The following is a 20,335-nucleotide window of genomic DNA, read 5'->3' on the forward strand; positions in this document are numbered from 1 at the left end:
TGGTTAATCGATAATGACAATGGTGGGAACTTGAATAAAGGTAATTATATCAAGTGATTAATGAAAGGGACTCGTTGTACGCAGGGAATTGGTCTATCTTGATTAAATAAAATTTTAATAATCTAACTGTTTTAGACGTAATAAAGTAGTTTCTGGAGTTAATTTTTTAATAACATACAAACGCAAAATCGCATGTTCAATTTTTTGTTCTTCTGGCGATAGCTCCGAATTTATATAGGATAACTTCTCGATTAAATAGGTTAAAAATGAGCCAGCGCCTTGGCTACCCACTAAAAAGCCCATTTCTTCCGTTTCGGTTAATTGTTGTTTTTTTAAGTGGTATATTTCTTGTGCAAGTGCCCCCGAGATAATGATTTCATCTGTTTGCTTGTTCAAATTTGTTAGTAAGTCGCTTTTTGTTGCTACTGTAACAGTTTCCATTGCACTCATCCTTTGCTTTTATATGATACATCTAGTATAACATGGTCTCACTTTTTTTTATTTTTCCTCTTGCTCTGGTACGCGTTTCATAAGGTAAGCTAGGTGTATCAAAATATTGGAGGGTATGAAAATGAATGTTATAGTGGAGATAAGCGATAGACTTGGTATGGATTACTATTTTGTCTCGGTGACTACGACGGCCAAAAGTCTGCAGTTAAATAGTCCCAAAAAATACTATAAGATTTGGCATCAAGAAATTCCGTACCATCAGATAACGGAGTGGCACTTGACACAGCAGGAGGATATTCAGGAAATTTCTTTTGCTTGGCAGGAGACCTTTTATCGTTTTGTTGATTACGGGACAGGGATTGTGCCTTATTTAACTCAATTTTGTAAAGTAATGAGGTGAAAGTATGACAACAATTCGAGAAATTGCGCGCCTTTCAGGATCTTCAGTTACGACTGTTTCGCGTGTGATTAATCATCATCCGTATGTTTCTGAAGAAAAACGACTGAAAATCCAAGCAATTATCGATGAGTTGGGCTATAAGCCCAATATATTAGCGAGAAATCTTAGCTTTGGGAAAAGTAATACATTAGGTGTCATGGTTCCTTATACGAATCAACCTTATTTTGATGCTATTTTAAGTGGAATTATCCACCAAGCATTTCAACAAGGGATGATGGTCAGTTTATTACCAACGGATTATGATAAAGAAGTTGAAAAAAGTTACTTGGAAAAAATGGCCACGGGTGCGTTTGATGGCATGATTGTTTTGTCAAAGGCAAATCCTTTAAGTGTGTTTGCTCCGTATAAAGAGCAAGTTGTTTTTTGTGAAAAAATAGAAGACCCTAGTTATGCTAGTATCTATATCGATCGTTTAACCGTTTATCGGCGGGTCTTCCAAGCGTTGAAACAACAAGGATGTAGTGAAGTGGCAATTACGATTAACCGTGCACCAGAAAAAAGTACAAGCGCACGCTATTTAGTTGACGCATATCAGGAAATTTATGGAGCGATTCCTGAAAATCGGTTATTTAAGGACTGTTTAACCTATGAAGATGGGTGTGAAGTAGGACGTCACTGTGGGCAAGATCCAACGCTCCAAGCGGTTGTGACCAACGGTGATGAAATTGCCGCAGGGATTCAAGCCGTTATTGAAAGACCACTCTTTTTAGTGGGACAGGAACAAACTTTATTAAGTGAAATTTTAAATTTTTCAACAATCTGTCATCCATTAATGGAATTAGGGGAAAAAGCCACACATTTATTTCAAGAAAAACGGCCGAAAACGATTCAATTGACTTCTACATTTATTAATCGACAACCAGATTTTTCTTTTTCTTAGAAAAAAGCTGGTTGTTTTTTTCTTTGGTAGAATAAGGTTTTTCGCTAAAAAATAAAAAAACTTACAAAAAGTAAGACAAAAAGCTTTACTTACTTTTAGTAAGGTAGTATAGTAAGCATGTAAACAAAATTAAATGAATTTACTGAGGAAATTCGAAAGGATGAACATATTATGTCAAAATTTACTGAAATGATGAAAAACCGTCGTTCAATCTATGCTTTAGGAGAAAACTTACCAATTTCAAAAGAAGAAGTAACGGCTTTAGTAAAAGAAGTTGTTAGAGAAAGTCCAACAGCTTTTAACTCTCAAACACAACGCGTGGTGTTCTTATTCGGCGATGCTCACAAAAAATTATGGGCAATGACTGAAGATGCCTTAAAACCATTAACTCCAGCAGAAGCATTTCCAAACACACAAGCTAAATTACAAGGTTTTGCAGCTGGTGCGGGCACAATTTTATTCTTTGAAGATACAGATATCGTGAAAAACTTACAAGATAGCTTCCCATTATATGCGGATAACTTTCCTGTTTGGTCTGAACAAGCAACTGGTTTAACACAAGCGAACGTTTGGACTGCCTTAGCGCAAGAAAATATTGGCGCAAACTTACAACACTACAACCCAGTCATTGACGAAGCGGTTGCTGCAGAATGGTCAATTCCTGCAAACTGGAATTTGCGTGCACAAATGGTCATTGGTTCCATTGAAGCGCCAGCTGGCGAAAAAGAATACATGGAAGATAGTGCTCGTTTTAAAGAATTCAACTAAATCATTGCTTTAGTAAAACGAAGAGGAAAGGAGTGAAAGCAAATGGTTCAAGCATTACCAAGTAATATTGGGATTCAACAAGTCACTTTGAAAGTGGCTGATTTAGATAAAATGGTAAACTTTTATACGAAAACAATTGGCTTAAAACTTTTAAAACAAGGAGAGGGACGTGCTTGGCTAGCGCCACAAGGCACCAACGATGCAATTCTTGTCTTAAAAGAACTAACAGCTGGGGAAGAAAATCAGGGTACCACTGGCTTGTACCATATTGCTTTCCTGCTACCAACCCGCAAAGATTTAGGCAATATGTTGCTGTGGCTTTTGCAGGAAAATGTGCAAATTGGCGCAGCAGATCATGGCTATAGTGAAGCCCTTTACTTAAGTGATCCAGAAAATAATGGCATCGAAATTTATTGGGATAAACCAGAAGAAGTCTGGGATATTCGTCCAAATGGTGAAATTATCGGTGTGACAGAAGAATTAGACGGTGATAGTTTAGCTGCAGAAGCTGACGGTCACTGGCTAGGAATTTCCGAAGGTTCTAAAATTGGGCACATTCATTTGAAAGTGGCCGATTTAGATACCACTGAAACGTTCTATAAAAATTTAGGGTTTGGCTTAAAGTCTAACTTTGGTCAACAAGCGAAGTTTTTTGCAGCGGGTCAGTACCATCATCATATTGGGACAAATACATGGAGCGGCAAACAGCTGCCAACGATTCAAGAAAATCAATTTGGCTTAGAAAATTACACCTTCCGTTTACCAACTGCGGCAGATTTAGAGATCGTCCAAGCCAATGCGGAAGAAGCAAAGTTACATTTTATTGCCAAAGATCATTTACTTGCGTTAGAAGATCCTAGCGGCATGATTATTCAATTTACCTATTAAAGCCACTCTCAAACTAGCCCTTCGTTAGAAAATGAAGGACTAGTTTTTTTGTCTTTTTTTGCATTATTTTGCATTCGTTTGCAAAATAATGCAAAAGGTGCTATCTTTACTTAGAAGAGGTGAGGAAGCATGTTGATTGAAGAACGTTTAGCCAAGATTCAAAAAATAGTGAATGAACAAAAAAGTATTTCCATGGAAGCGTTAGCGGAGCAAGTCTCCGTTTCAAAAGATACTATTCGGCGAGATTTAATTCGTTTAGAAAAGGAAGGACATTTAAAGAGAACGCACGGTGGCGCTATCTCAGTGCAGTCTGAAGCAACTATTTATGATTATGCTCAACGAATAATGAAGCACCCAGAGAAAAAACAAGCGATTGCCCAAAAAGTTTGGGCAGATATTCCCAAACAAGCGTCCATTTTTTTTGATTCATCAACCACGGTGGAAGCAGCTATTCGAGCGATGGAAAATAGTCCGATTCACGCGATCACGAACTCTCTCAGTCATGCGCTACTTCTAGCGCAAATGGATCAGACCAAAATTACAGTATTACCTGGGCAACTGCATAAACAACAACTCTTTTTGTTTGGGGCAGAAACAGTCGCTAAGGTTGGGGAATTTGCCCCCGACTATACATTATTAGGTGTGTTTGCGTTATCTGAACAAGGATTATTTATTCACACAGAAGAAGAAGGTCAAGTCAAACGGCGAATGATTCAACAAGGCAAACAAGTCATTGCCTTAGCAGACCAAACGAAATTAAACAAAACGGGTTTATTTAAAATTTGCGAATTAACAGAAATTGATTGTTTAGTGACAGATACACGACCTGATGAAAAATTTTGCGAGCAGTTAGCGCAAGCAGGCGTAACGTTGATTGTCGCAGATGAATAATGGAGGATAATAATGAAGCGAAAAATTAATTATACACATATTGCTGAACCTACTGTTTTTGAGAATGTTTTTCCAACGTATTTGACGAATGAAACGATGATGGCGCGCAAGCAGAAAGTATTACAACGAATGGAAACAGAAAAATTCGATCAATTAGTTTTCTATGCAGACAAAGAGCATGGCAGTAATTTTGAATACTTAACTGGCTTTATTCCGAGGTTTGAAGAAGGACTCCTTGTGTTAAATAAGGATGGTGCGGCGACAGTTATTTTAGGCAATGAAAATTTAAAACTGTGCCAACATGCCCGCATCTCAGCCGATTTAATTCATTATCCAGCTTTTTCGCTACCGAATCAACCAATGGCTGGAGAACAAAAGTTGGCGCAGATTTTTGAAACGCTTCTCGATGAAACTGCTCAAAAAATAGGTATCGTTGGGTGGAAAATGTTTACGACACAACAGCAAGAACCTGCTACGATGTTTGATGTGCCACATTTTATTGTCGAAGCACTGAAAAAAGCGCTGCCGAAAGAAGCTCGTTTACTAAATGGGACCCACTTATTGATTGGAGCAAAGGGGGCCCGCACAACAAATAATGCTAACGAATTGGCGCACTATGAATATGGGGCGAATTTGGCTTCTCGCAGTATGTTAAAGGCCTTAAATGCAATTGAAATAGGACAGCGTGAAACGGACATTGGGGCTTTGTTAAATGATGAAGGTCAAACGCCGACGGTAGTAACCATTGCGGCAACTGGACAACGTTTTGAATATGCAAACATGTATCCGACTGCCAAAGAAATTCAGTTAGGTGATGCCTTATCATTAACTACAGGTTACAAAGGCGGCTTGTCTAGCCGAACAGGTTTTGTTATTGAAAACGAGCAGCAATTGCCAGAAGCGCAACGTGATTATTTAGAACGCGTAGCAAAACCCTATTTTCAAGCTGTCGTTCACTGGCTTGAAACCATTCGAATCGGACTGTTAGGGCGAGAAATGTACCAAGCGATTGAAGAACAGTTACCAAAAGAAAGCTATCACTGGCATTTGAATCCTGGGCATTTAGTTTCGGATGATGAATGGATGTCGTCGCCTATTTATCCAGATTCAGCCATTCGCTTGGAAAGTGGCATGCTCTTTCAAGTGGATATTATTCCTTCTGTACCTGGTTATAAAGGGGTGAGTGCAGAAGAATGTGTGGCTTTGGCTGATGAAACACTGCAAAAAGAGATTCAGCAAACTTATCCAGACATGTGGCAACGGATTACGACACGCAAAGCCTATTTAAAGGAGACATTGAAGATTGACTTACCAACGGAGGTTTTACCAATGTCTAATTTAGTTGGTTACTTACGGCCTTTTTATTTAGCTAAAGACAAAGCTTTGTGTGTAGAAAAACCAGCGCTTAAATGAATAGGCTCCTTTTTTTGAGTTTCTTTTGGGCCTTATTTATAATCAATATAGCGAAGGAAGAATACCAGAAGAGAGGCGTGATGGTAAATGCACTATCCTGAACATCTGAAACAAGCAGTTTTAGCTAAAGCGAAAGTCTTACCATTAGAAGGTTTTGTGGAAGGGCAAGGTCCGCAACAGCCAAAAGTGATGTTGATTGGGGAAGCCCCTGGAAAAGAAGAAATTAAAGAAAACGTACCATTTATAGGGCGTTCAGGTCAATTGTTGATGGAACAATTACAACAAGTTGGCTTAAGTCGTGAAACGGTGTATATCACCAGTGCGGTTAGGAGTCGGCCTTTTTCTGTAAAAACAAAACAGATTGCAAAAACGGGAGAAAGAGTAACCAAGTTTCCTAATCGAACGCCCACCAAAGAAGAAATCAAAATTTTTGCGCCTTTGCTTGATTGGGAAATCGCTGTTTGCCAACCTGAACTAATTTTGACACTGGGGAATATTGGGTTGCAACGACTTTTAGGACCAAAGCCAACAATCACTGCAGTGCACGGAACGGTCATTCAGTCGCCCATTCAAACATTTGATGAGCAATCCCAAAACTATCATTGGACGCAGAAAACCTATCAAATCATTCCACTCTTCCATCCAGCGGCTGTCTTTTATAATTATCGTTTAAAAGAAGTCGTGAAAGAAGATTGGCAAGTGGTTCAAAAACAACTGCAACTGCTTAAGAAAGTTTAAAATGAGAAAAATAGAAGGATGGTTGTTTTTTCGAAGAGAGAATGCTACCCTAGAAGTATCAATAAATAGACAGATTATTTAATCGCTGGGTTGAATAATTGAAGGATTCTGATTTTTGCGTAAGCCTTGAAGCAAAAAGAATGAGTCCTTTTTTTGTTAGAAGGAGATTTGGGTATGGAGCAAACACAGCAAAACCATTTTACTGCGTTGTTTTATAAAAATGTTCTGTTAGGAATTTTAAGTATGGCGGCGCAATCAATTTTTATTTTGGCGGACACATTTTTCATTGCAAATGGGATCGGCACCGAGGCGTTGGCGGGGCTTAACATTGTCTTACCACTCGTTAATATTATTAATGGATTAGGTTGGATGTTTGGCGTTGGCGGCGCTACGTTGTTTTCGACAACGGTTGCGCAAAAAGAAATCAAAAAAGCCAATCAGTATTTTAGTTTAACGATTGGGTTAGTTTTCGTTATAGGGAGTCTCTTTACTTTAGTGAGCTTGATTTTTTCCGATCAAATTATTCGGGGACTTCAGGGGACCGGTGTCTTGTTTGGTTTGGCAAAGGAATATTATATGATTTACCTTAGCTGTTCATTATTATTTATTTTAAACAATTGCCTGATTACTTTTTTAAGAAATGACCATAATCCTCGTTTGGCAACGATTGCTTTTGTCAGTGGGGGAATTGTTAATATTATTTTGGACTATGTCTTTATCTATCAATTTGGGTGGGGCATGTCAGGTGCGGCCATTGCAACGGTGATGTCACCGTTAACAAGCTTAATCCTGATTACGTTGCATAAGTGGTCGCCGCAACGAGTTTTGCGTTTTGAAAAGTTTAAAGTGAAATTTCAGGATGTTCGAGAAATTATGTCGATTGGTTTTTCTTCCTTTTTAAATGAATTTTCTTCGGCCTTTGTCATGTTTTTATTTAATATTGTTTTGTTAAACTTAGTTGGTCATGTGGCGATTTCAGCTTATGCGATTGTTGCCAATCTCAATATTATTGTGATTGCCATTTTTACAGGGATTGGGCAAGGGGCGCAACCATTACTCAGCCGATACTATGGTTTAGGGGAAACGAAGGTGTTGCGTAAATTTGTTAAACTTAGCTTTATTACGTACTTGGTCGCCGGCTTCCTGTTCTTTTTAATCAGTCAAGTGTTTACGGGACAAATTATTGAGGTCTTTAATAGCGAAGGGAACGACCAGTTGGCGCAAATTGCTAGGACAGCCATCCGCTTATATGCGATTTCCTTCTTGTTTACAGGATTGAATTTTATGGGGATTTATTACTTTTCGGCAGTTCGTAAACCGAAAATGGCGCTAATGATTTCCTCTTTGCGTGGGTTCTTTTTAATTGTGCCAGTTTTATTTATTTTGGTGAAATTACTAGGATTAACCGGTGTTTGGTTAGCCATGCCTGTGGTTGAATTTGTTACGTTTGGACTAATGCTTGTGGGCTACCTTGCGTATCGAAACTATTTGAAAAAAAGAGAAACAGTAACCTGATGTTGGTTACTGCTTCTTTTTTGCTTAGTTTACATAGTTTTCAGTTAAAGTCATGAATTGTTCCACATCTTTTAGGACTTGATCAATGCCGGCTTGCCAGAAATCAGGTTTTGTTAAGTCAACATTTAAATGTTTTTTCGCTAATTCTTCGCTTGTCATCGAAGCAGTGTCTCTTAATAACGCAATGTATTGGTCTTCAAAAGAGCTGCCTTGTTGATTGGCATACGCATAGATACCCATGCTGAATAGATAGCCAAAAGTATATGGGAAATTATAGAAAGGCACATCATCAATAAAGAAGTGCAATTTGCTCGCCCAGAAATGAGGATGATAACTGCCAAGACTATCTTTGTAGCTTTCTTTTTGCGCCGCTAACATTAATTCAGTAATATCTTCTTCCGCTACTAAACCTTTTTGGCGCGCTTGATAAAAATTATTTTCAAAGATAAAACGTGCATGAATGTTCATAAACATGGCAATGGCATTTTGCATTTTTGTGTCTAAAAGGTTAATCTTTTCAACGTCTGATTTGGCCTCTTTTAAGGTAGCGTCAGCAACAATCAATTCTGCAAAGGTACTAGCTGTTTCTGCTACGTTCATGGCATACTCTCGATTCAATGAAGGTAAATCCCACATCACGCTACTATGGAAAGCGTGACCTAATTCATGGGCTAAAGTAGCTACTTCGTTGATTGAATTGCCAAAGGTCATGAAAATCCGCGACTCTTGTGTTTCAGGTAATTCTGTACAATAACCCCCAGGACGTTTGCCTGGACGATCTTCAGCTTCAATCCAACTTTTTTCAAAAGCCATTTGGGCAAAATCGGCCATTTTCGGACTGAATTTACGGAAATTTTCTAAAATAAAGGCAGCGGCTTGATCAAAGGAATACGTTTTTTCTTCTAAATCACCTAAAATAATTGGCGCATCTTGGTCTTGCCAATCCATTTTTTCTTTGCCGAATAATTGCGCTTTGCGCGTTAGAAAGTCGACGAATGGTTGTTTATTTTTTTGGATGGTTTCCCACATAACCGTTAATGTTTCTTGACTCATTCGATTATAGTTTAAGGGATTTTCTAAATAATCTGTAGTGCCATGCAATTTGTAATCAGATAAACGGAACCCATCTAAGTGATTTAGGGTGTCTGCTAAAATTGAAGCTTTGCTACTCCAAGCTTTCTCCCAGGCTGTAAACAAACGTTGACGAACCTCTTTGTCAGGATCTCCCATCATGCGGTTAAAGGCTTGGCCTGCAGATAGTTCTGTCACAGAGCCATCTTTTTCTTCAAAAGGAATCACGATGGAAGCAACAATCGTATCGTAATGTGTACTCCAAGCATTTAACCCATCTAGAGAAAGCGTATTGATGATATTTTCTTCTTGTTCGGAAAGCAGTTTTTTTCCATCACGGCGTAATTCATTTAAGCGAAAAGCCATTGTTTTAAACGGTTCTTCGGCTAACAGGGCTTGCCAATGTTCTGCTGAAATCTTGGTGATTTTTTTAGTAAAAATGGTTTCAGCTAATTGAATCGCTGGCAATAGATTGTATAAATCGCCTGATAAAATTTTGGCCTTGGTATCATTAGTATTAGCAGAAATTAAAGCAGTTAAAAAACTATTACATTGTGAAAAGCCATTTGAGATTTTCCCTTGTAACGTTAAGATTTCAGCAAATTGTTCTTTGCCTTGGGCACTTTCTGGTGTCCATTCTGTGATTAATTGATGGTACTCTTTTGTTTGTTCGGTTAATTGAGTCATTCGTTGGCTAAGTTCTTTGGACTCGCTCCCATTGGGGAAAATACTGTCTAAATCCCATGTAATAGAATAGGTCATATCCAATCCTTCTTTCATTTTTTTCTTTTCAGTATATCATAAGACCTAAGAGAAGTTGTTTCTTTTTCCCTCGAAACCGACTATAATAAAAAAGAATTTTCCGTGGCAGGCACGGGGCAACTTGAAACCAAGAAAAGAGGATTATATGAAAAATTATTTGAAAGATAGTAATTTATATTTAGTCATTGCGTTTGTAATTATGGCCATTTTATTTTTCAGTTCATCACAGACGTATGAACAGCAATCACAAGTTGGTCTTTTAGATAAACTTCTGAGCAGTCATCCTTTTGAAGAACAATTAAAAAATATTTCTTTTCAATATGCTGGTAGTGAAGTGAGCATTCAAGCTAGTGGTTATAGTAAATTTGTTGAATTTTTTATTCGTAAGGGAGCCCATTTTGGTACGTATTTTCTATTAGGTGGTAGTTGGTTTATTGGATTAGTGCCAAGAATCAAAGGTCTGTTTTTAACAGCTGTTGTTTCCTGGCTAGCTGCTACTGGCTATGCAGGTTTAGATGAATTTCATCAAATGATCACAGGCGGAAGGACCCCTCTTTTTCAAGATGTTATGTTGGATGCCATGGGTGCTTTGACAGCCATCGTTATTTGTTTGGTGGTTCATGGTTTGAAGAAAAATAAAAAAAGAAGACGCTAATTTAGAAGAGCTTCGTTTATTCGTCAGAACGGTGGGTAAGCGAGGGTCTTTTTTTGGTAGCGCTTGTTCCTAACTGAAAAGAAGAGTAGAATATAGGAGAATAGTAACGAAAAGTCAGGAGGAATCAAGGATGTCAGGACACAGCAAATGGAGCAACATTCAAGGGCGTAAAAATGCACAAGATGCCAAACGTGGGAAAATTTTCCAAAAAGTTTCAAGGGAAATCTATATGGCGGCAAAAGCAGGTGGCCCTGACCCCGCAATGAATCCTGCTTTACGTTTAGCAGTCGATAAAGCTAAGTCAGCCAATATGCCCAATGATAATATTGCGCGCGCCATAAAAAAAGCCAGTAGTGCTGGTGAAGGGGAACATTATGACGAGGTAACTTATGAAGGATACGGGCCAGGTGGCGTGGCAGTTTTAGTTCATGCACTAACAGATAACCGCAACCGAACGGCCACCAATGTTCGCGTCGCGTTTACTCGAAATGGTGGCTCTTTAGGTGAAACGGGTTCGGTGAATTATATGTTTGATCGTAAAGGCTATATTGTCATTAAGAGAGAAGATCATGCAATTGAGGAAGACGACATGCTAGAAGTCGTTTTGGAAGCAGGCGGCGAGGATTTAGAAACATCACCAGAAGTATTTGAAATTTACACAGCACCAGAAGATTTTACAGCGGTTCGCGATGCTTTAGAACAAGCAGGTTATTCATTAGCACAAGCTGAATTAACAATGGTTCCGCAAACCTTACTAACCTTGAACGATGAACAAAAAGCGCAATTAGAGCGCTTGGTTGACAAGTTAGAAGACGATGATGATGTGTCAGAAGTATTTACCTCTGCAGAAAATCTATAAAATAAAGGGATGCTTGGCGTCCTTTTATTCATAAAATGAAAGCGGATACAGAATGGAGGGCATTTTGAAAAAGAGAATTTGTTTACAAGCAATCAGGGAAGAAGCGGAAGCCTATTATCGTAACGGTGATTTTTATTGCTCGGAAGCGATTGTGGCGACCATTCGGCAACACTTCGATGCGGAGATTCCCATTGAAGCTGTGGCCATGGCTTCTGGGTTTCCTGTAGGTGTTGGAGGAGCGAAGTGTATTTGTGGTGCTCTTTCAGGCGGGGTTATGTGTCTGGGCTACTTTTTTGGTCGGACAGAAGCCAAAGGAGAACAAGTAAATAAAACGATGGCTTTAGCCAACGAATTGCATCAAAGTTTTCGACAAAAGCATCGAGTGGTTTGCTGCAGTATTTTGACAAGTAAAATGACGATGGGCTCACCTGAGCATATGGAACAATGCATTGGCTTTACTGGGGAAATCGCTGAAACAACCGCAAAAATTATTGCACGAGAACTTGCTTACGAATTAGTCTAGTAAAAAATGAGAGAGGAGCAACCAGATTCATTCACCTGAATCTGGTTGCTCCTCTCTCATTTAATGCGTAATCAATTAACCAAGTACTTTTTCATAAGCTTCCACTTGAGATAAGACACGTTGGAGCTGTAATTCATTTTCAATATAGTTGATTGAATTACCTAAATCTTCTTGGCGGTTTGTTTCTAAACGATCGACTTCTTTTTTTGCTTCGTTCAATAAGTGTAGAACTTCTTCCTTAGATAACATGTACTCACCTCCTTGCGCAGTTCATCTACTATTAGTGTACTCCTTTTTTTCAAAAAAGGGCAATAATAGGATATTAAAAAACAAAAATAGCGGTTAGAACCGCTATTTTTGTTTACTCATGGCGTTGTTGTGCTAAAATCGCTTCGATTCGTTCTCTTTGATCTGCCAAAAAGTGAGGCAAATAAAGGGGGATTTCATCAAAGTTTGAACTTTGATTTTCATAGGCTTCGGCATCTAGCAGGCCTTTTTGTGTGGCTACTTCAAATAACAAGTGGTTCGGTTCTCTAAAATACAATGATTTGAAAAATTCGCGGTCTTTAATTCCTGAGTTTGTAAAATTCTTTTCCTCTAACAGGCTATCAACTTGCGTTAATTCTTGCGTATCTTCCACCCCAAAGGCGACGTGATGAACGCCACCAATTCCTTCAATGGCAAGCGGATTGGTACGGTCATCAATGATGTGCACCTCTTGATAAAACTGTGGATGATGATTTTCCAGAACGGTTACTTCATGCGCAGTTTCAAAAAAAGGTACTGTTTCTTTTTCATGCCAATGTAAATAATCCACTAAAGGTTGTTTGGTAGCTGCGGCATATTGGACGCGTAATTGAATTGCATCAATGCCTAAAATTGCATGTTCTACTGGAATTTCAGCATGCTCAGCTGGAAAATAATCTTCCGCATTTTCAAATTCACGTAACGGAACAAGCGCCATTTGCGTATTATCGGGCGCTTCAAAACGCAAAATTGGGTGTTGGTTAAATGTTTCCACACCATAGTGGCAGATACCCGCTTGCTCAAGACGTTCTGCCCAAAAATCCAAAGAGGTGCGCGTTGGTACTTTTAAAATAGTTCGTTCAATCGTATTTGTTCCAAAGGATTGATCTTGGCCATCATTCAATTCAAAAAAAGTTAATTCGGTACCTGTTCGTTGCTCATTATCTGAGAAAAACAAGTGATACATGGTGTGATCGTCTTGGTTGATCGTTTTCATTAGTAATTTTAATCCCAGTGTATTATGATAGAAGTCAAATGTAGGCTTTATCAATCGATTTAAAATAGAGATGTGATGAATTTGTGCATACATAGTAAAATTCCTTTCTTGGAGGTTTATTAAATGAAACAATTTTTTCAAAAAGGGTCGAAACCTAATCAATTAGTTGTCGCTTTCCATGGTACTGGTGGCAATGAATATCAATTATTAACGACCATCGCAACCCTTTATCCAGAAGCGAGTGTTCTAAGTTACTTAGGGACAGAAGGTGTAGGCGAACAGCGACGCTTTTTTGCGCCATTAGTCAATGGAGCATTACCTCGTGCTAACTTTGATGAGCGAGTGACGGCGTTTCTAGAAGAAGTTTGGCAACCGCAAAAGTTATACGATGAAGTTATTTTTATAGGGTACTCTAACGGTGCCAATTTTATTTTAGGCCTGTTAGAAAAGAACCCGACTATTGCTAACACTGTTATTTTACTGCATCCAAGCAATTTAGGCTATCAATATGTATCTGGTGAGTTTGCGACAAAAGTGATTGTCACAACAGGGGCTCAGGATGAGTTGAGTATTCCGGGACAAGTTCTTTCTTTAGCTAATCAATTAAAGAAACATTTCCCAGTCGACTTTTTGCTCGTTGATGGCGGTCATGGCTTATCAGAAGAAGAAGTAACGAAAATAAAAGAAGTTCTTTAAAAACAAGCTGCAACCTCTGTTGATAAGTGGTTGCAGCTTGTTTTTTTCATGTGTGTAACTAAAAATGAATGCCAGTAATTGATAATAGAGAGGACTACAAAATTAACATCTTATTATCTTGAAATAGCTAATTTTATTCTTTAGTCATTAGTATAACGTGACCAACCCCACCACTTAGGCATTAACTCTTTTAACCGAACTATTTCTCGTTTTTGATAATCAACTAAGATTTCTGTATCAGCATTTTTAGGAGAAAGCTGGAGCAATAATTCTCTACAAGCACCACAAGGCATACCAGAAATTCCATTAGGAACATCGTCCCGAAAAGTAATAATTCGTTTAATCACTGTCTGTCCACTATCGGCATACATATTCAAAGCGGCAACTCGTTCTGCACATAAATCTAGAACACCACAACAGCTTTCAAAACAAAAGCCGGTAAATAATTGTCCATCTTCTGCCTCTAGGGCACAGACGACATGGTGTGTGTAAATAAATGGTGTTACTTCTTGAGGATGGTATTCTTTCTTTGCGTATTCATACATTTTTTTCCAAATATCCATGAATAAATTCTCCTTTATTTTTAGTTAGAATTATTATAGCAAATGTTCACACACAAAGAATAAAAAATAGAAGCATAAGAATGGATCATACTGAGATAGTAAGTGATAATCCTTATGCTTCTAAAAAATTATTTGTCAATAATCATTTCCGCAAGGGCAAAGTCTCCTGCGTAAGGTTCATCTACGCCGTTTACTTTTTGATAAAGGTCGGCACCTTTACCAGCTAAGACAATCGCATCATCAGCCGTTGTGCTTAAAGATAATGCGTGAGCAATTGCTTCGCCACGATCTAAAACGGTGTAAACAGGCATTTCTTTGGTAATATGGGCTTGAATTTCTTGGCAAATTTTTGCTGGATCTTCACTGGCTGGGTCATCGGTTGTTAGGACTGCAACATCAGCCAATTCAGAAAGAACCCTACCAAAGTCTTTGCGGCGAGAAATCGCTTTGTCTCCCGTGCTACCGACAAGAACAATTAAGCGGCCGTCAGGATGTTCTTCACGGACAAAGGTTAAAAGATTCTTCAAACTGTCATAGTTATGAGCGTAATCAACATAGACGGTTGCACCGTTGGTATTCGTTAAAGATTCCATCCGGCCAGGGACGGTGGTTGCTGCGATCCCTTGTTGGCACTCTTCTTTTGAAGCTCCCACAAGGACACTAGCAATCGCCGCACTTAACGCATTACCTTTGTTAAAATCACCACCTAAACGAAGGTGATAAGAGCCAGCCAATCCTAACGCATCTGCAGGACTTTCAACGATAAAACGTAAGGAATCCTCTGAAGAAACAGCGAATGAATAGTCAACTTCTGGAGCCGGCTGACTGCCATAGACAATGGCTGGGACTTTTTGCTGTTGTGCAGTTTCTTTAAGTAATGGAAAATAATCAGCTTCGTGATTCAACACAATGACTTTAGAATGTGTAATCAATTGACGTTTGCAATAAAAGTAATCGTCAAAGGTTGGATGTTCAATTGGACTGATATGGTCGGGGGTAATGTTTAAAAAAATGCCGACATCAAAAAATAGCTTGTAGACACGATTAGTTTTGTAGGCTTGGGAAGAAACTTCCATAATAAAATGAGTCATCCCGTTAGCAACAGCGGTTGCCATCATTCGATACAAGTCCAAAGATTCGGGTGTAGTCAAGGCAGATTTAAAGAATGTTTTGCCATCTAATGTCGAATTCATGGTAGAAAGCAAGGCTGTTTTTTGTTGTGTAGCAACATCTAAAATATATTTGGTGAAATAAGCCGCTGTTGTTTTACCTTTGGTTCCAGTAAAGCCAATCAGTTTTAATTTATTTTGTGGATAATCATAAAAAGCCATGCTTAACACAGCCATTGCTTTTTTAATGTCAGTCACGATAATTCCTAGTTGTGCAGGAACCTCATAAGGCACCTCAGAAACATAGATTTCTAGGCCGTCTTTTACAGCATTTTCTAAATAGATTTCTTTAAAGTTTAATCCTTTACAAAAAAAGAGTGTTTCTGCTGTTACGTCTCTCGAATCGTAAGAAAGAGCCGTTACTTCTCGTTGACCTAACGTGTCGGAAAGGGTCAAGTGCCAGCCTTCTGGTGAAATAAATTCTTTTAATAAATCTTCTTTTTCTAAGCAATCGCGAATTGCGAATAATGAAATCGTCACTTTTTTTGCCTCCAAACGTTTCAACGAAATTTCAAAACTGATGTCATTATAGCATTATTTTTCTTTTAAAAAAACCATCTCGTTAGCGTGAGAAAATCCATGAGAAATGTTAAAATAGGATAATTCTTCGAGAAAGTCGTTGCATATCCCAAGATGAACAATTAAAATAAAGAAAGCATACTCAAAGAATATTGGAGGACAAAATGATCAATCAACCAAATTCAGTTGATCAACCAATCCTGACGAACCAAGAAAAAATGGTCAAAGGCTCAGCTTGGATGACAGCTAGTAATATTATCTCCCGCATGTTAGGGGCGATTTACATCATCCCCTGGTACGCTTGGATGGGCGAGCACGGAAACGAAGCGAACAGTTTGTTTTCAATGGGGTATACGATTTATGCCTTATTCCTAATGATCTCTACCGCCGGAATTCCAGGTGCGATTGCCAAGCAGACCTCGCATTATAATTCATTGAACGAATATAAAATTAGTCGACAGCTTTTTTATCGTGCCTTACAACTAATGGGTGGCTTAGGTGTGGTTTTTGCTATTGTGATGTATTTGGCATCTCCGGCATTAGCAGCTTTGTCTGGCGGAGGACCTGAATTAGTTCCAACGATGCGTTCATTAAGTTTAGCCGTTTTAGTTTTCCCAAGCATGAGTGTCATTCGCGGTTATTTCCAAGGAAATCAAGAAATGATGCCCTTTGCTTTATCACAAATTGTTGAACAAGTAGCACGAGTTTTTTACATGTTATTAACTGCTTTTATTATCATGAAAGTCTTTGAAGGTAATTACGTTACAGCGGTGACTCAAGCCACTTTTGCGGCATTTATTGGGATGCTCGCAAGTTTTGCGGTTTTAGGTTATTACATGTACAAACAAAAACCATTATTTGATTATTTAGAAGAACACAGCGCCAATGAACATGAGATTGCCCCAAAAGAGTTATTGATTGAAACTTTTAAAGAGGCGATTCCTTTTATCGTAGTTGGCTCAGGTGTGACGGTCTTTAAACTTGTCGATCAGTTTACTTTCTCAAACTTTATGCGTTTGTTTACGGATTATTCAGATACCCAATTACGAGAGCTTTTCGGTATTTTTAATGCCAATCCGGACAAATTAACCATGATTGTCGTGGCTTTAGCGACCTCGATTTCGGCTACTGGATTACCGTTAATTACAGAAGCGGTCACCTTAAAAAATCACCGTGAGTTAGCGCGTTTGATTAGTAATAATTTACAACTTTTTGTGTTTGTAATGTTGCCAGCAACGTTCGGCATGATTGTTTTAGCGCAACCACTATACACTGTTTTTTACATGCCAGATGCTTTAGGCACTTCTTTATTAGTGCAAGCTTGTTACGCTAGTTTATTCTTGGGCTTGTATATGTTAGTGTCAAATATGTTGATGGGGATGTATGAAAATCGTGACGCAATGCGTTATTTAGGAATTGGTTTAGCAGTGAAATTAATCGTGCAATTCCCCGCAATCCGTTTATTTGAAGTTTACGGTCCGTTATTAGCAACGATGATTGGCTTTACGGTTTCTTGCGTATTGATTCTAAGAAGAATTCGTCAAGTGACACGTTTTAATTACAAATTAACCTTACGGCGAACATTGTTAATGTTCTGTATTACAGTCATCATGATGATTATCGCTTTGATTTTCCGTCAGTTCTTGTATCTATTTTTAGATCCAACTAGACGTTTCCAAGCCTTCATTATCGTTGTAATTGTGGCTGCTGCAGGAGGCGCTTTTTATGGCTATTCGGTCTTGAAGATTCGCTTAGCTGATCGTTTATTAGGGAAAAATGCCGCAAAATTACGTGCAAAATTCAATATTAAATAATAGCTGATTGAACTCCTTTCAGCAGATTCTCTTAAGAGACAAGGCTTGAGACATCGATCGATTCGATTTATGTCCCAAGCTATTTTTTTAAAGGAAAGAGGAATGACGATGCGTTTAGATAAATTTTTAGCCGATGTTGGTATCGGTAGTCGTAAAGAAATCAAACAATTGTTAAAGAAAAAAGTTGTTACGGTGAATGGTGACGTCGTAAAAGAAGCCAAAACACAAGTAAATGAAGAAACAGATCAAATTGCCTTGATGGGAGAAATTCTTACGTATCAGAAATTCTTTTATTACATGTTGCATAAACCACAAGGTGTCATTTCTGCGACAGAAGATCAGCGAGATGAAACGGTAATTGACTTGTTAACTGATCAGGATTACCGTGCCGACTTGTTCCCAGTTGGTCGCTTGGATAAAGATACTGAAGGCTTGCTTCTGTTAACAAATGATGGTCAGTTAGCGCATCAATTATTATCACCCAAAAAGCATGTGGATAAAGAATATTTAGCTGAAGTTGAGGGACTTGTGACAGCGGAAGATTGTCAACTGTTTGCGCAAGGATTTGCCTTGAAAGATGGAGAAATGGTTAAACCAAGTCGTTTAGTCATTGAGACGATCAATGAGGAAGAAGGGACTTCCGTAGTCCGTTTAGTGATTCAAGAGGGAAAATTCCATCAAGTCAAACGGATGTTAGCCACTGTAGGCAAACCTGTGACGTATTTAAAACGATTACGAATGGGCGAACTATGGTTAGATGAAACGTTAGAACTAGGGGAATATCGGCCCTTAACAGAAGCCGAATTGCAACAACTACAACCTAAACAATCATACCTCAATTAAAATAAACAAAAACCCAGCACTTTCTGCGGAAAAGATAAAAATTTTCTCGAAAAATAGTGTCGGGTTTCTTTCTTTTTCTGCATAAAATGGTATGATTGACTATGTAGAACTTTATGAATAGGAGTGACAACAAATGACAATTGATTGGACAAAAGAAGTCGAAGCACGTAAAGACGACTTATTAGAAGATTTACAAAACTTATTACGGATCAACAGTGAACGTGATGATGCACAAGCAACACCTGAAGCGCCCTTTGGACCTGGGCCAGTTGCTGGCTTAAAACACATGTTAGCGTATGGTGAACGTGATGGCTTTACGGTGAAAAATGTCGACAATTACGCTGGACACATTGAATATGGCGAAGGCGACGAAACGTTAGGGATTTTTGGTCATATGGACGTTGTTCCTGCTGGTGATGGTTGGGAAACAGATCCTTATGAACCAGTCATTAAAGATGGCAAAATTTATGCACGTGGCGCGAGCGATGATAAAGGCCCAAGTATGGCTGCTTATTACGCAATGAAAATTATCAAAGAATTAGGCTTACCCGTGTCTAAAAAAATTCGTTTCGTAGTAGGAAGTGACGAAGAAAGCGGCTGGGGCGATATGGATTACTATTTCCAACATGAAGAAGCGCCAGACTTTGGTTTCTCACCAGATGCTGAGTTCCCAATTATCAATGGGGAAAAAGGAAATGTGACTATTCGTTTAACTTTCCGAGGCGGTAACGGCGCTGATTATAAATTAGAAAGCTTCAAATCTGGCTTACGTGAAAACATGGTTCCGGGAACAGCAGATGCTGTTGTAACGGCTGCTTCAGCAGACGAAGCGGCTTCACTAGCTGCTAGCTTTGAAACATTCATCAAACAAGAAGCAAAAATTTCAGGTAACGCAGAACTTTCAGATAAAACAGTGACTTTCCATGTAGTTGGTAAAGGTGCTCACGGGGCTAGCCCACAATCTGGAATTAACGCAGCGACTTTCTTGGCAACTTTCTTAAATGATTACAGCTTTGCAGAAGGCGCATATAGCTTTATTAATACCATTGCTGAATTTATCCATGAAGATTTTTATGGTGAAAAATTAGGCGTGGCTTTTGAAGACGAAAAAATGGGTAAATTGACAATGAACGCTGGGATTGTTAACTTTGATCCAGAAAACCCTGAAAATAGCTTAGTAACATTAAACTTCCGCTATCCAAAAGGAACTTCAGCAGAAGAATTACAAGCAAAAGTTCAAACAACAGTCGGTGAAACGGTCACTGCAACACAAGGAGATCGCAACCAAGAACCGCATTATGTACCAGTTGATGATCCATTGGTGGCAACGTTACTACAAGTTTACGAAGACCATACAGGCGAAAAAGGCCAAGAACAAATCATTGGTGGCGGTACTTATGGCCGCTTATTGAAACGTGGTGTTGCCTATGGCGCAATGTTCCCTGGCTACACAGACACAATGCACCAAGCCAACGAATTTATGGAATTAGATGACTTATTCCGAGCAGCTGCTATTTATGCAGATGCGATTTATCGTTTAGCGAAGTAAAGTAAAAAAGCTGTTTTCGATTTTCGAAAACAGCTTTTTTTTGCAATTTTTGCCTTTTAAAAACCC

General features: G+C 38.7%; 21 protein-coding genes. 15 read left to right on the top strand and 6 right to left on the bottom strand.

Features of this window, described 5'->3' with window-relative positions; translation table 11 throughout:
* Window positions 1-114: 114 nt before the first annotated feature.
* Window positions 115-450, bottom strand: a complete 336-nt coding sequence (locus tag IGL86_RS01955) for a hypothetical protein (RefSeq protein ID WP_002355470.1) — start codon at window positions 448-450, stop codon at window positions 115-117.
* A 115-nt stretch (window positions 451-565) separates the two neighbouring features.
* Between IGL86_RS01955 and IGL86_RS01960 the strand changes: the two genes are divergently transcribed.
* The 8 genes from IGL86_RS01960 to IGL86_RS01995 all read left to right on the top strand — a co-directional run bounded on the left by IGL86_RS01960 (window position 566) and on the right by IGL86_RS01995 (window position 8,003).
* Complete coding sequence (locus IGL86_RS01960) at window positions 566-850, top strand: hypothetical protein (RefSeq protein WP_002366136.1); 285 nt, start codon at window positions 566-568, stop codon at window positions 848-850.
* A gap of 4 nt (window positions 851-854) precedes the next feature.
* Window positions 855-1,790 carry a LacI family DNA-binding transcriptional regulator gene (locus tag IGL86_RS01965; protein WP_002361227.1) on the top strand — a complete coding sequence of 312 codons (936 nt, stop codon included), beginning with the start codon at window positions 855-857 and terminating at the stop codon, window positions 1,788-1,790.
* Between the two features lie 171 nt (window positions 1,791-1,961).
* On the top strand, window positions 1,962-2,558 hold the full coding sequence (locus IGL86_RS01970; protein WP_002355475.1) for a nitroreductase family protein: 597 nt from the start codon (window positions 1,962-1,964) through the stop codon (window positions 2,556-2,558).
* Between the two features lie 42 nt (window positions 2,559-2,600).
* Window positions 2,601-3,446: a VOC family protein gene (locus tag IGL86_RS01975; protein WP_002355476.1), complete on the top strand. Its 846-nt coding sequence runs from the start codon at window positions 2,601-2,603 to the stop codon at window positions 3,444-3,446.
* Between the two features lie 129 nt (window positions 3,447-3,575).
* The gene (locus IGL86_RS01980; RefSeq protein ID WP_033625567.1) at window positions 3,576-4,337 is read left to right on the top strand and encodes a DeoR/GlpR family DNA-binding transcription regulator; all 762 of its coding nucleotides are present in this window, start codon (window positions 3,576-3,578) and stop codon (window positions 4,335-4,337) included.
* A gap of 12 nt (window positions 4,338-4,349) precedes the next feature.
* Entirely contained in the window at window positions 4,350-5,750 is a 1,401-nt protein-coding gene (locus tag IGL86_RS01985; RefSeq protein ID WP_033625568.1) for a M24 family metallopeptidase, read from the top strand.
* Window positions 5,751-5,837: 87 nt separating this feature from the next.
* A complete protein-coding gene (locus IGL86_RS01990; protein WP_033625570.1) occupies window positions 5,838-6,488 on the top strand; it encodes a uracil-DNA glycosylase in 651 nt (216 codons plus the stop codon).
* A gap of 174 nt (window positions 6,489-6,662) precedes the next feature.
* Window positions 6,663-8,003, top strand: a complete 1,341-nt coding sequence (locus IGL86_RS01995) for an MATE family efflux transporter (RefSeq protein WP_033625571.1) — start codon at window positions 6,663-6,665, stop codon at window positions 8,001-8,003.
* A gap of 24 nt (window positions 8,004-8,027) precedes the next feature.
* Here the strand turns inward: IGL86_RS01995 and IGL86_RS02000 are convergent, their stop codons facing one another.
* On the bottom strand, window positions 8,028-9,854 hold the full coding sequence (locus tag IGL86_RS02000) for a M3 family oligoendopeptidase (protein ID WP_161633949.1): 1,827 nt from the start codon (window positions 9,852-9,854) through the stop codon (window positions 8,028-8,030).
* Window positions 9,855-9,981: 127 nt separating this feature from the next.
* Here IGL86_RS02000 and IGL86_RS02005 point away from each other — a divergent pair, with 127 nt between their 5' ends.
* From IGL86_RS02005 to IGL86_RS02015, 3 genes are all read left to right on the top strand, one after another.
* Window positions 9,982-10,491, top strand: a complete 510-nt coding sequence (locus IGL86_RS02005; RefSeq protein ID WP_002366143.1) for a VanZ family protein — start codon at window positions 9,982-9,984, stop codon at window positions 10,489-10,491.
* A gap of 130 nt (window positions 10,492-10,621) precedes the next feature.
* Window positions 10,622-11,350: a YebC/PmpR family DNA-binding transcriptional regulator gene (locus IGL86_RS02010; RefSeq protein WP_002361233.1), complete on the top strand. Its 729-nt coding sequence runs from the start codon at window positions 10,622-10,624 to the stop codon at window positions 11,348-11,350.
* A gap of 52 nt (window positions 11,351-11,402) precedes the next feature.
* Window positions 11,403-11,873 carry a C-GCAxxG-C-C family protein gene (locus IGL86_RS02015; RefSeq protein WP_002384891.1) on the top strand — a complete coding sequence of 157 codons (471 nt, stop codon included), beginning with the start codon at window positions 11,403-11,405 and terminating at the stop codon, window positions 11,871-11,873.
* A 75-nt stretch (window positions 11,874-11,948) separates the two neighbouring features.
* Here the strand turns inward: IGL86_RS02015 and IGL86_RS02020 are convergent, their stop codons facing one another.
* Window positions 11,949-12,122 carry a hypothetical protein gene (locus IGL86_RS02020; RefSeq protein WP_002355495.1) on the bottom strand — a complete coding sequence of 58 codons (174 nt, stop codon included), beginning with the start codon at window positions 12,120-12,122 and terminating at the stop codon, window positions 11,949-11,951.
* A gap of 112 nt (window positions 12,123-12,234) precedes the next feature.
* Window positions 12,235-13,209, bottom strand: coding sequence for a ring-cleaving dioxygenase (locus IGL86_RS02025; RefSeq protein ID WP_025194067.1), 975 nt, complete (start codon window positions 13,207-13,209; stop codon window positions 12,235-12,237).
* Between the two features lie 30 nt (window positions 13,210-13,239).
* On the opposite strand from IGL86_RS02025, the gene IGL86_RS02030 reads away from it, so the two are divergent.
* Window positions 13,240-13,812, top strand: a complete 573-nt coding sequence (locus IGL86_RS02030) for an alpha/beta hydrolase (RefSeq protein ID WP_002358653.1) — start codon at window positions 13,240-13,242, stop codon at window positions 13,810-13,812.
* Between the two features lie 140 nt (window positions 13,813-13,952).
* On the opposite strand, the gene IGL86_RS02035 is transcribed toward IGL86_RS02030, so the two are convergent.
* Window positions 13,953-14,375: a cytidine deaminase family protein gene (locus tag IGL86_RS02035; protein WP_002364839.1), complete on the bottom strand. Its 423-nt coding sequence runs from the start codon at window positions 14,373-14,375 to the stop codon at window positions 13,953-13,955.
* Between the two features lie 128 nt (window positions 14,376-14,503).
* A complete protein-coding gene (locus IGL86_RS02040) occupies window positions 14,504-16,024 on the bottom strand; it encodes a UDP-N-acetylmuramoyl-L-alanyl-D-glutamate--L-lysine ligase (RefSeq protein ID WP_080280108.1) in 1,521 nt (506 codons plus the stop codon).
* Between the two features lie 203 nt (window positions 16,025-16,227).
* Here IGL86_RS02040 and IGL86_RS02045 point away from each other — a divergent pair, with 203 nt between their 5' ends.
* The 3 genes from IGL86_RS02045 (at window position 16,228) to pepV (ending at window position 20,269) form a co-directional block, all read left to right on the top strand.
* Window positions 16,228-17,877 carry a putative polysaccharide biosynthesis protein gene (locus IGL86_RS02045; protein WP_002364837.1) on the top strand — a complete coding sequence of 550 codons (1,650 nt, stop codon included), beginning with the start codon at window positions 16,228-16,230 and terminating at the stop codon, window positions 17,875-17,877.
* Window positions 17,878-17,985: 108 nt separating this feature from the next.
* Window positions 17,986-18,720 (top strand): pseudouridine synthase, encoded by a 735-nt coding sequence (locus IGL86_RS02050; RefSeq protein ID WP_002355501.1) that lies wholly within the window; start codon window positions 17,986-17,988, stop codon window positions 18,718-18,720.
* A 133-nt stretch (window positions 18,721-18,853) separates the two neighbouring features.
* Window positions 18,854-20,269: a dipeptidase PepV gene (gene pepV / locus IGL86_RS02055; RefSeq protein WP_002371462.1), complete on the top strand. Its 1,416-nt coding sequence runs from the start codon at window positions 18,854-18,856 to the stop codon at window positions 20,267-20,269.
* Window positions 20,270-20,335 lie beyond the last annotated feature (66 nt).

The organism is Enterococcus sp. DIV0774, assembly GCF_050539095.1.
GTDB classification, from domain to species: domain Bacteria; phylum Bacillota; class Bacilli; order Lactobacillales; family Enterococcaceae; genus Enterococcus; species Enterococcus faecalis.

Coding starts and splice junctions, on each gene's coding strand:
- IGL86_RS01955 (WP_002355470.1), bottom strand. CDS start 450: ATGAGTGCAATGGAAACTGTTACAGTAGCAACAAAAAGCGACTTACTA.
- IGL86_RS01960 (WP_002366136.1), top strand. CDS start 566: ATGAAAATGAATGTTATAGTGGAGATAAGCGATAGACTTGGTATGGAT.
- IGL86_RS01965 (WP_002361227.1), top strand. CDS start 855: ATGACAACAATTCGAGAAATTGCGCGCCTTTCAGGATCTTCAGTTACG.
- IGL86_RS01970 (WP_002355475.1), top strand. CDS start 1,962: ATGTCAAAATTTACTGAAATGATGAAAAACCGTCGTTCAATCTATGCT.
- IGL86_RS01975 (WP_002355476.1), top strand. CDS start 2,601: ATGGTTCAAGCATTACCAAGTAATATTGGGATTCAACAAGTCACTTTG.
- IGL86_RS01980 (WP_033625567.1), top strand. CDS start 3,576: ATGTTGATTGAAGAACGTTTAGCCAAGATTCAAAAAATAGTGAATGAA.
- IGL86_RS01985 (WP_033625568.1), top strand. CDS start 4,350: ATGAAGCGAAAAATTAATTATACACATATTGCTGAACCTACTGTTTTT.
- IGL86_RS01990 (WP_033625570.1), top strand. CDS start 5,838: ATGCACTATCCTGAACATCTGAAACAAGCAGTTTTAGCTAAAGCGAAA.
- IGL86_RS01995 (WP_033625571.1), top strand. CDS start 6,663: ATGGAGCAAACACAGCAAAACCATTTTACTGCGTTGTTTTATAAAAAT.
- IGL86_RS02000 (WP_161633949.1), bottom strand. CDS start 9,854: ATGAAAGAAGGATTGGATATGACCTATTCTATTACATGGGATTTAGAC.
- IGL86_RS02005 (WP_002366143.1), top strand. CDS start 9,982: ATGAAAAATTATTTGAAAGATAGTAATTTATATTTAGTCATTGCGTTT.
- IGL86_RS02010 (WP_002361233.1), top strand. CDS start 10,622: ATGTCAGGACACAGCAAATGGAGCAACATTCAAGGGCGTAAAAATGCA.
- IGL86_RS02015 (WP_002384891.1), top strand. CDS start 11,403: ATGGAGGGCATTTTGAAAAAGAGAATTTGTTTACAAGCAATCAGGGAA.
- IGL86_RS02020 (WP_002355495.1), bottom strand. CDS start 12,122: ATGTTATCTAAGGAAGAAGTTCTACACTTATTGAACGAAGCAAAAAAA.
- IGL86_RS02025 (WP_025194067.1), bottom strand. CDS start 13,209: ATGTATGCACAAATTCATCACATCTCTATTTTAAATCGATTGATAAAG.
- IGL86_RS02030 (WP_002358653.1), top strand. CDS start 13,240: ATGAAACAATTTTTTCAAAAAGGGTCGAAACCTAATCAATTAGTTGTC.
- IGL86_RS02035 (WP_002364839.1), bottom strand. CDS start 14,375: ATGGATATTTGGAAAAAAATGTATGAATACGCAAAGAAAGAATACCAT.
- IGL86_RS02045 (WP_002364837.1), top strand. CDS start 16,228: ATGATCAATCAACCAAATTCAGTTGATCAACCAATCCTGACGAACCAA.
- IGL86_RS02050 (WP_002355501.1), top strand. CDS start 17,986: ATGCGTTTAGATAAATTTTTAGCCGATGTTGGTATCGGTAGTCGTAAA.
- pepV (WP_002371462.1), top strand. CDS start 18,854: ATGACAATTGATTGGACAAAAGAAGTCGAAGCACGTAAAGACGACTTA.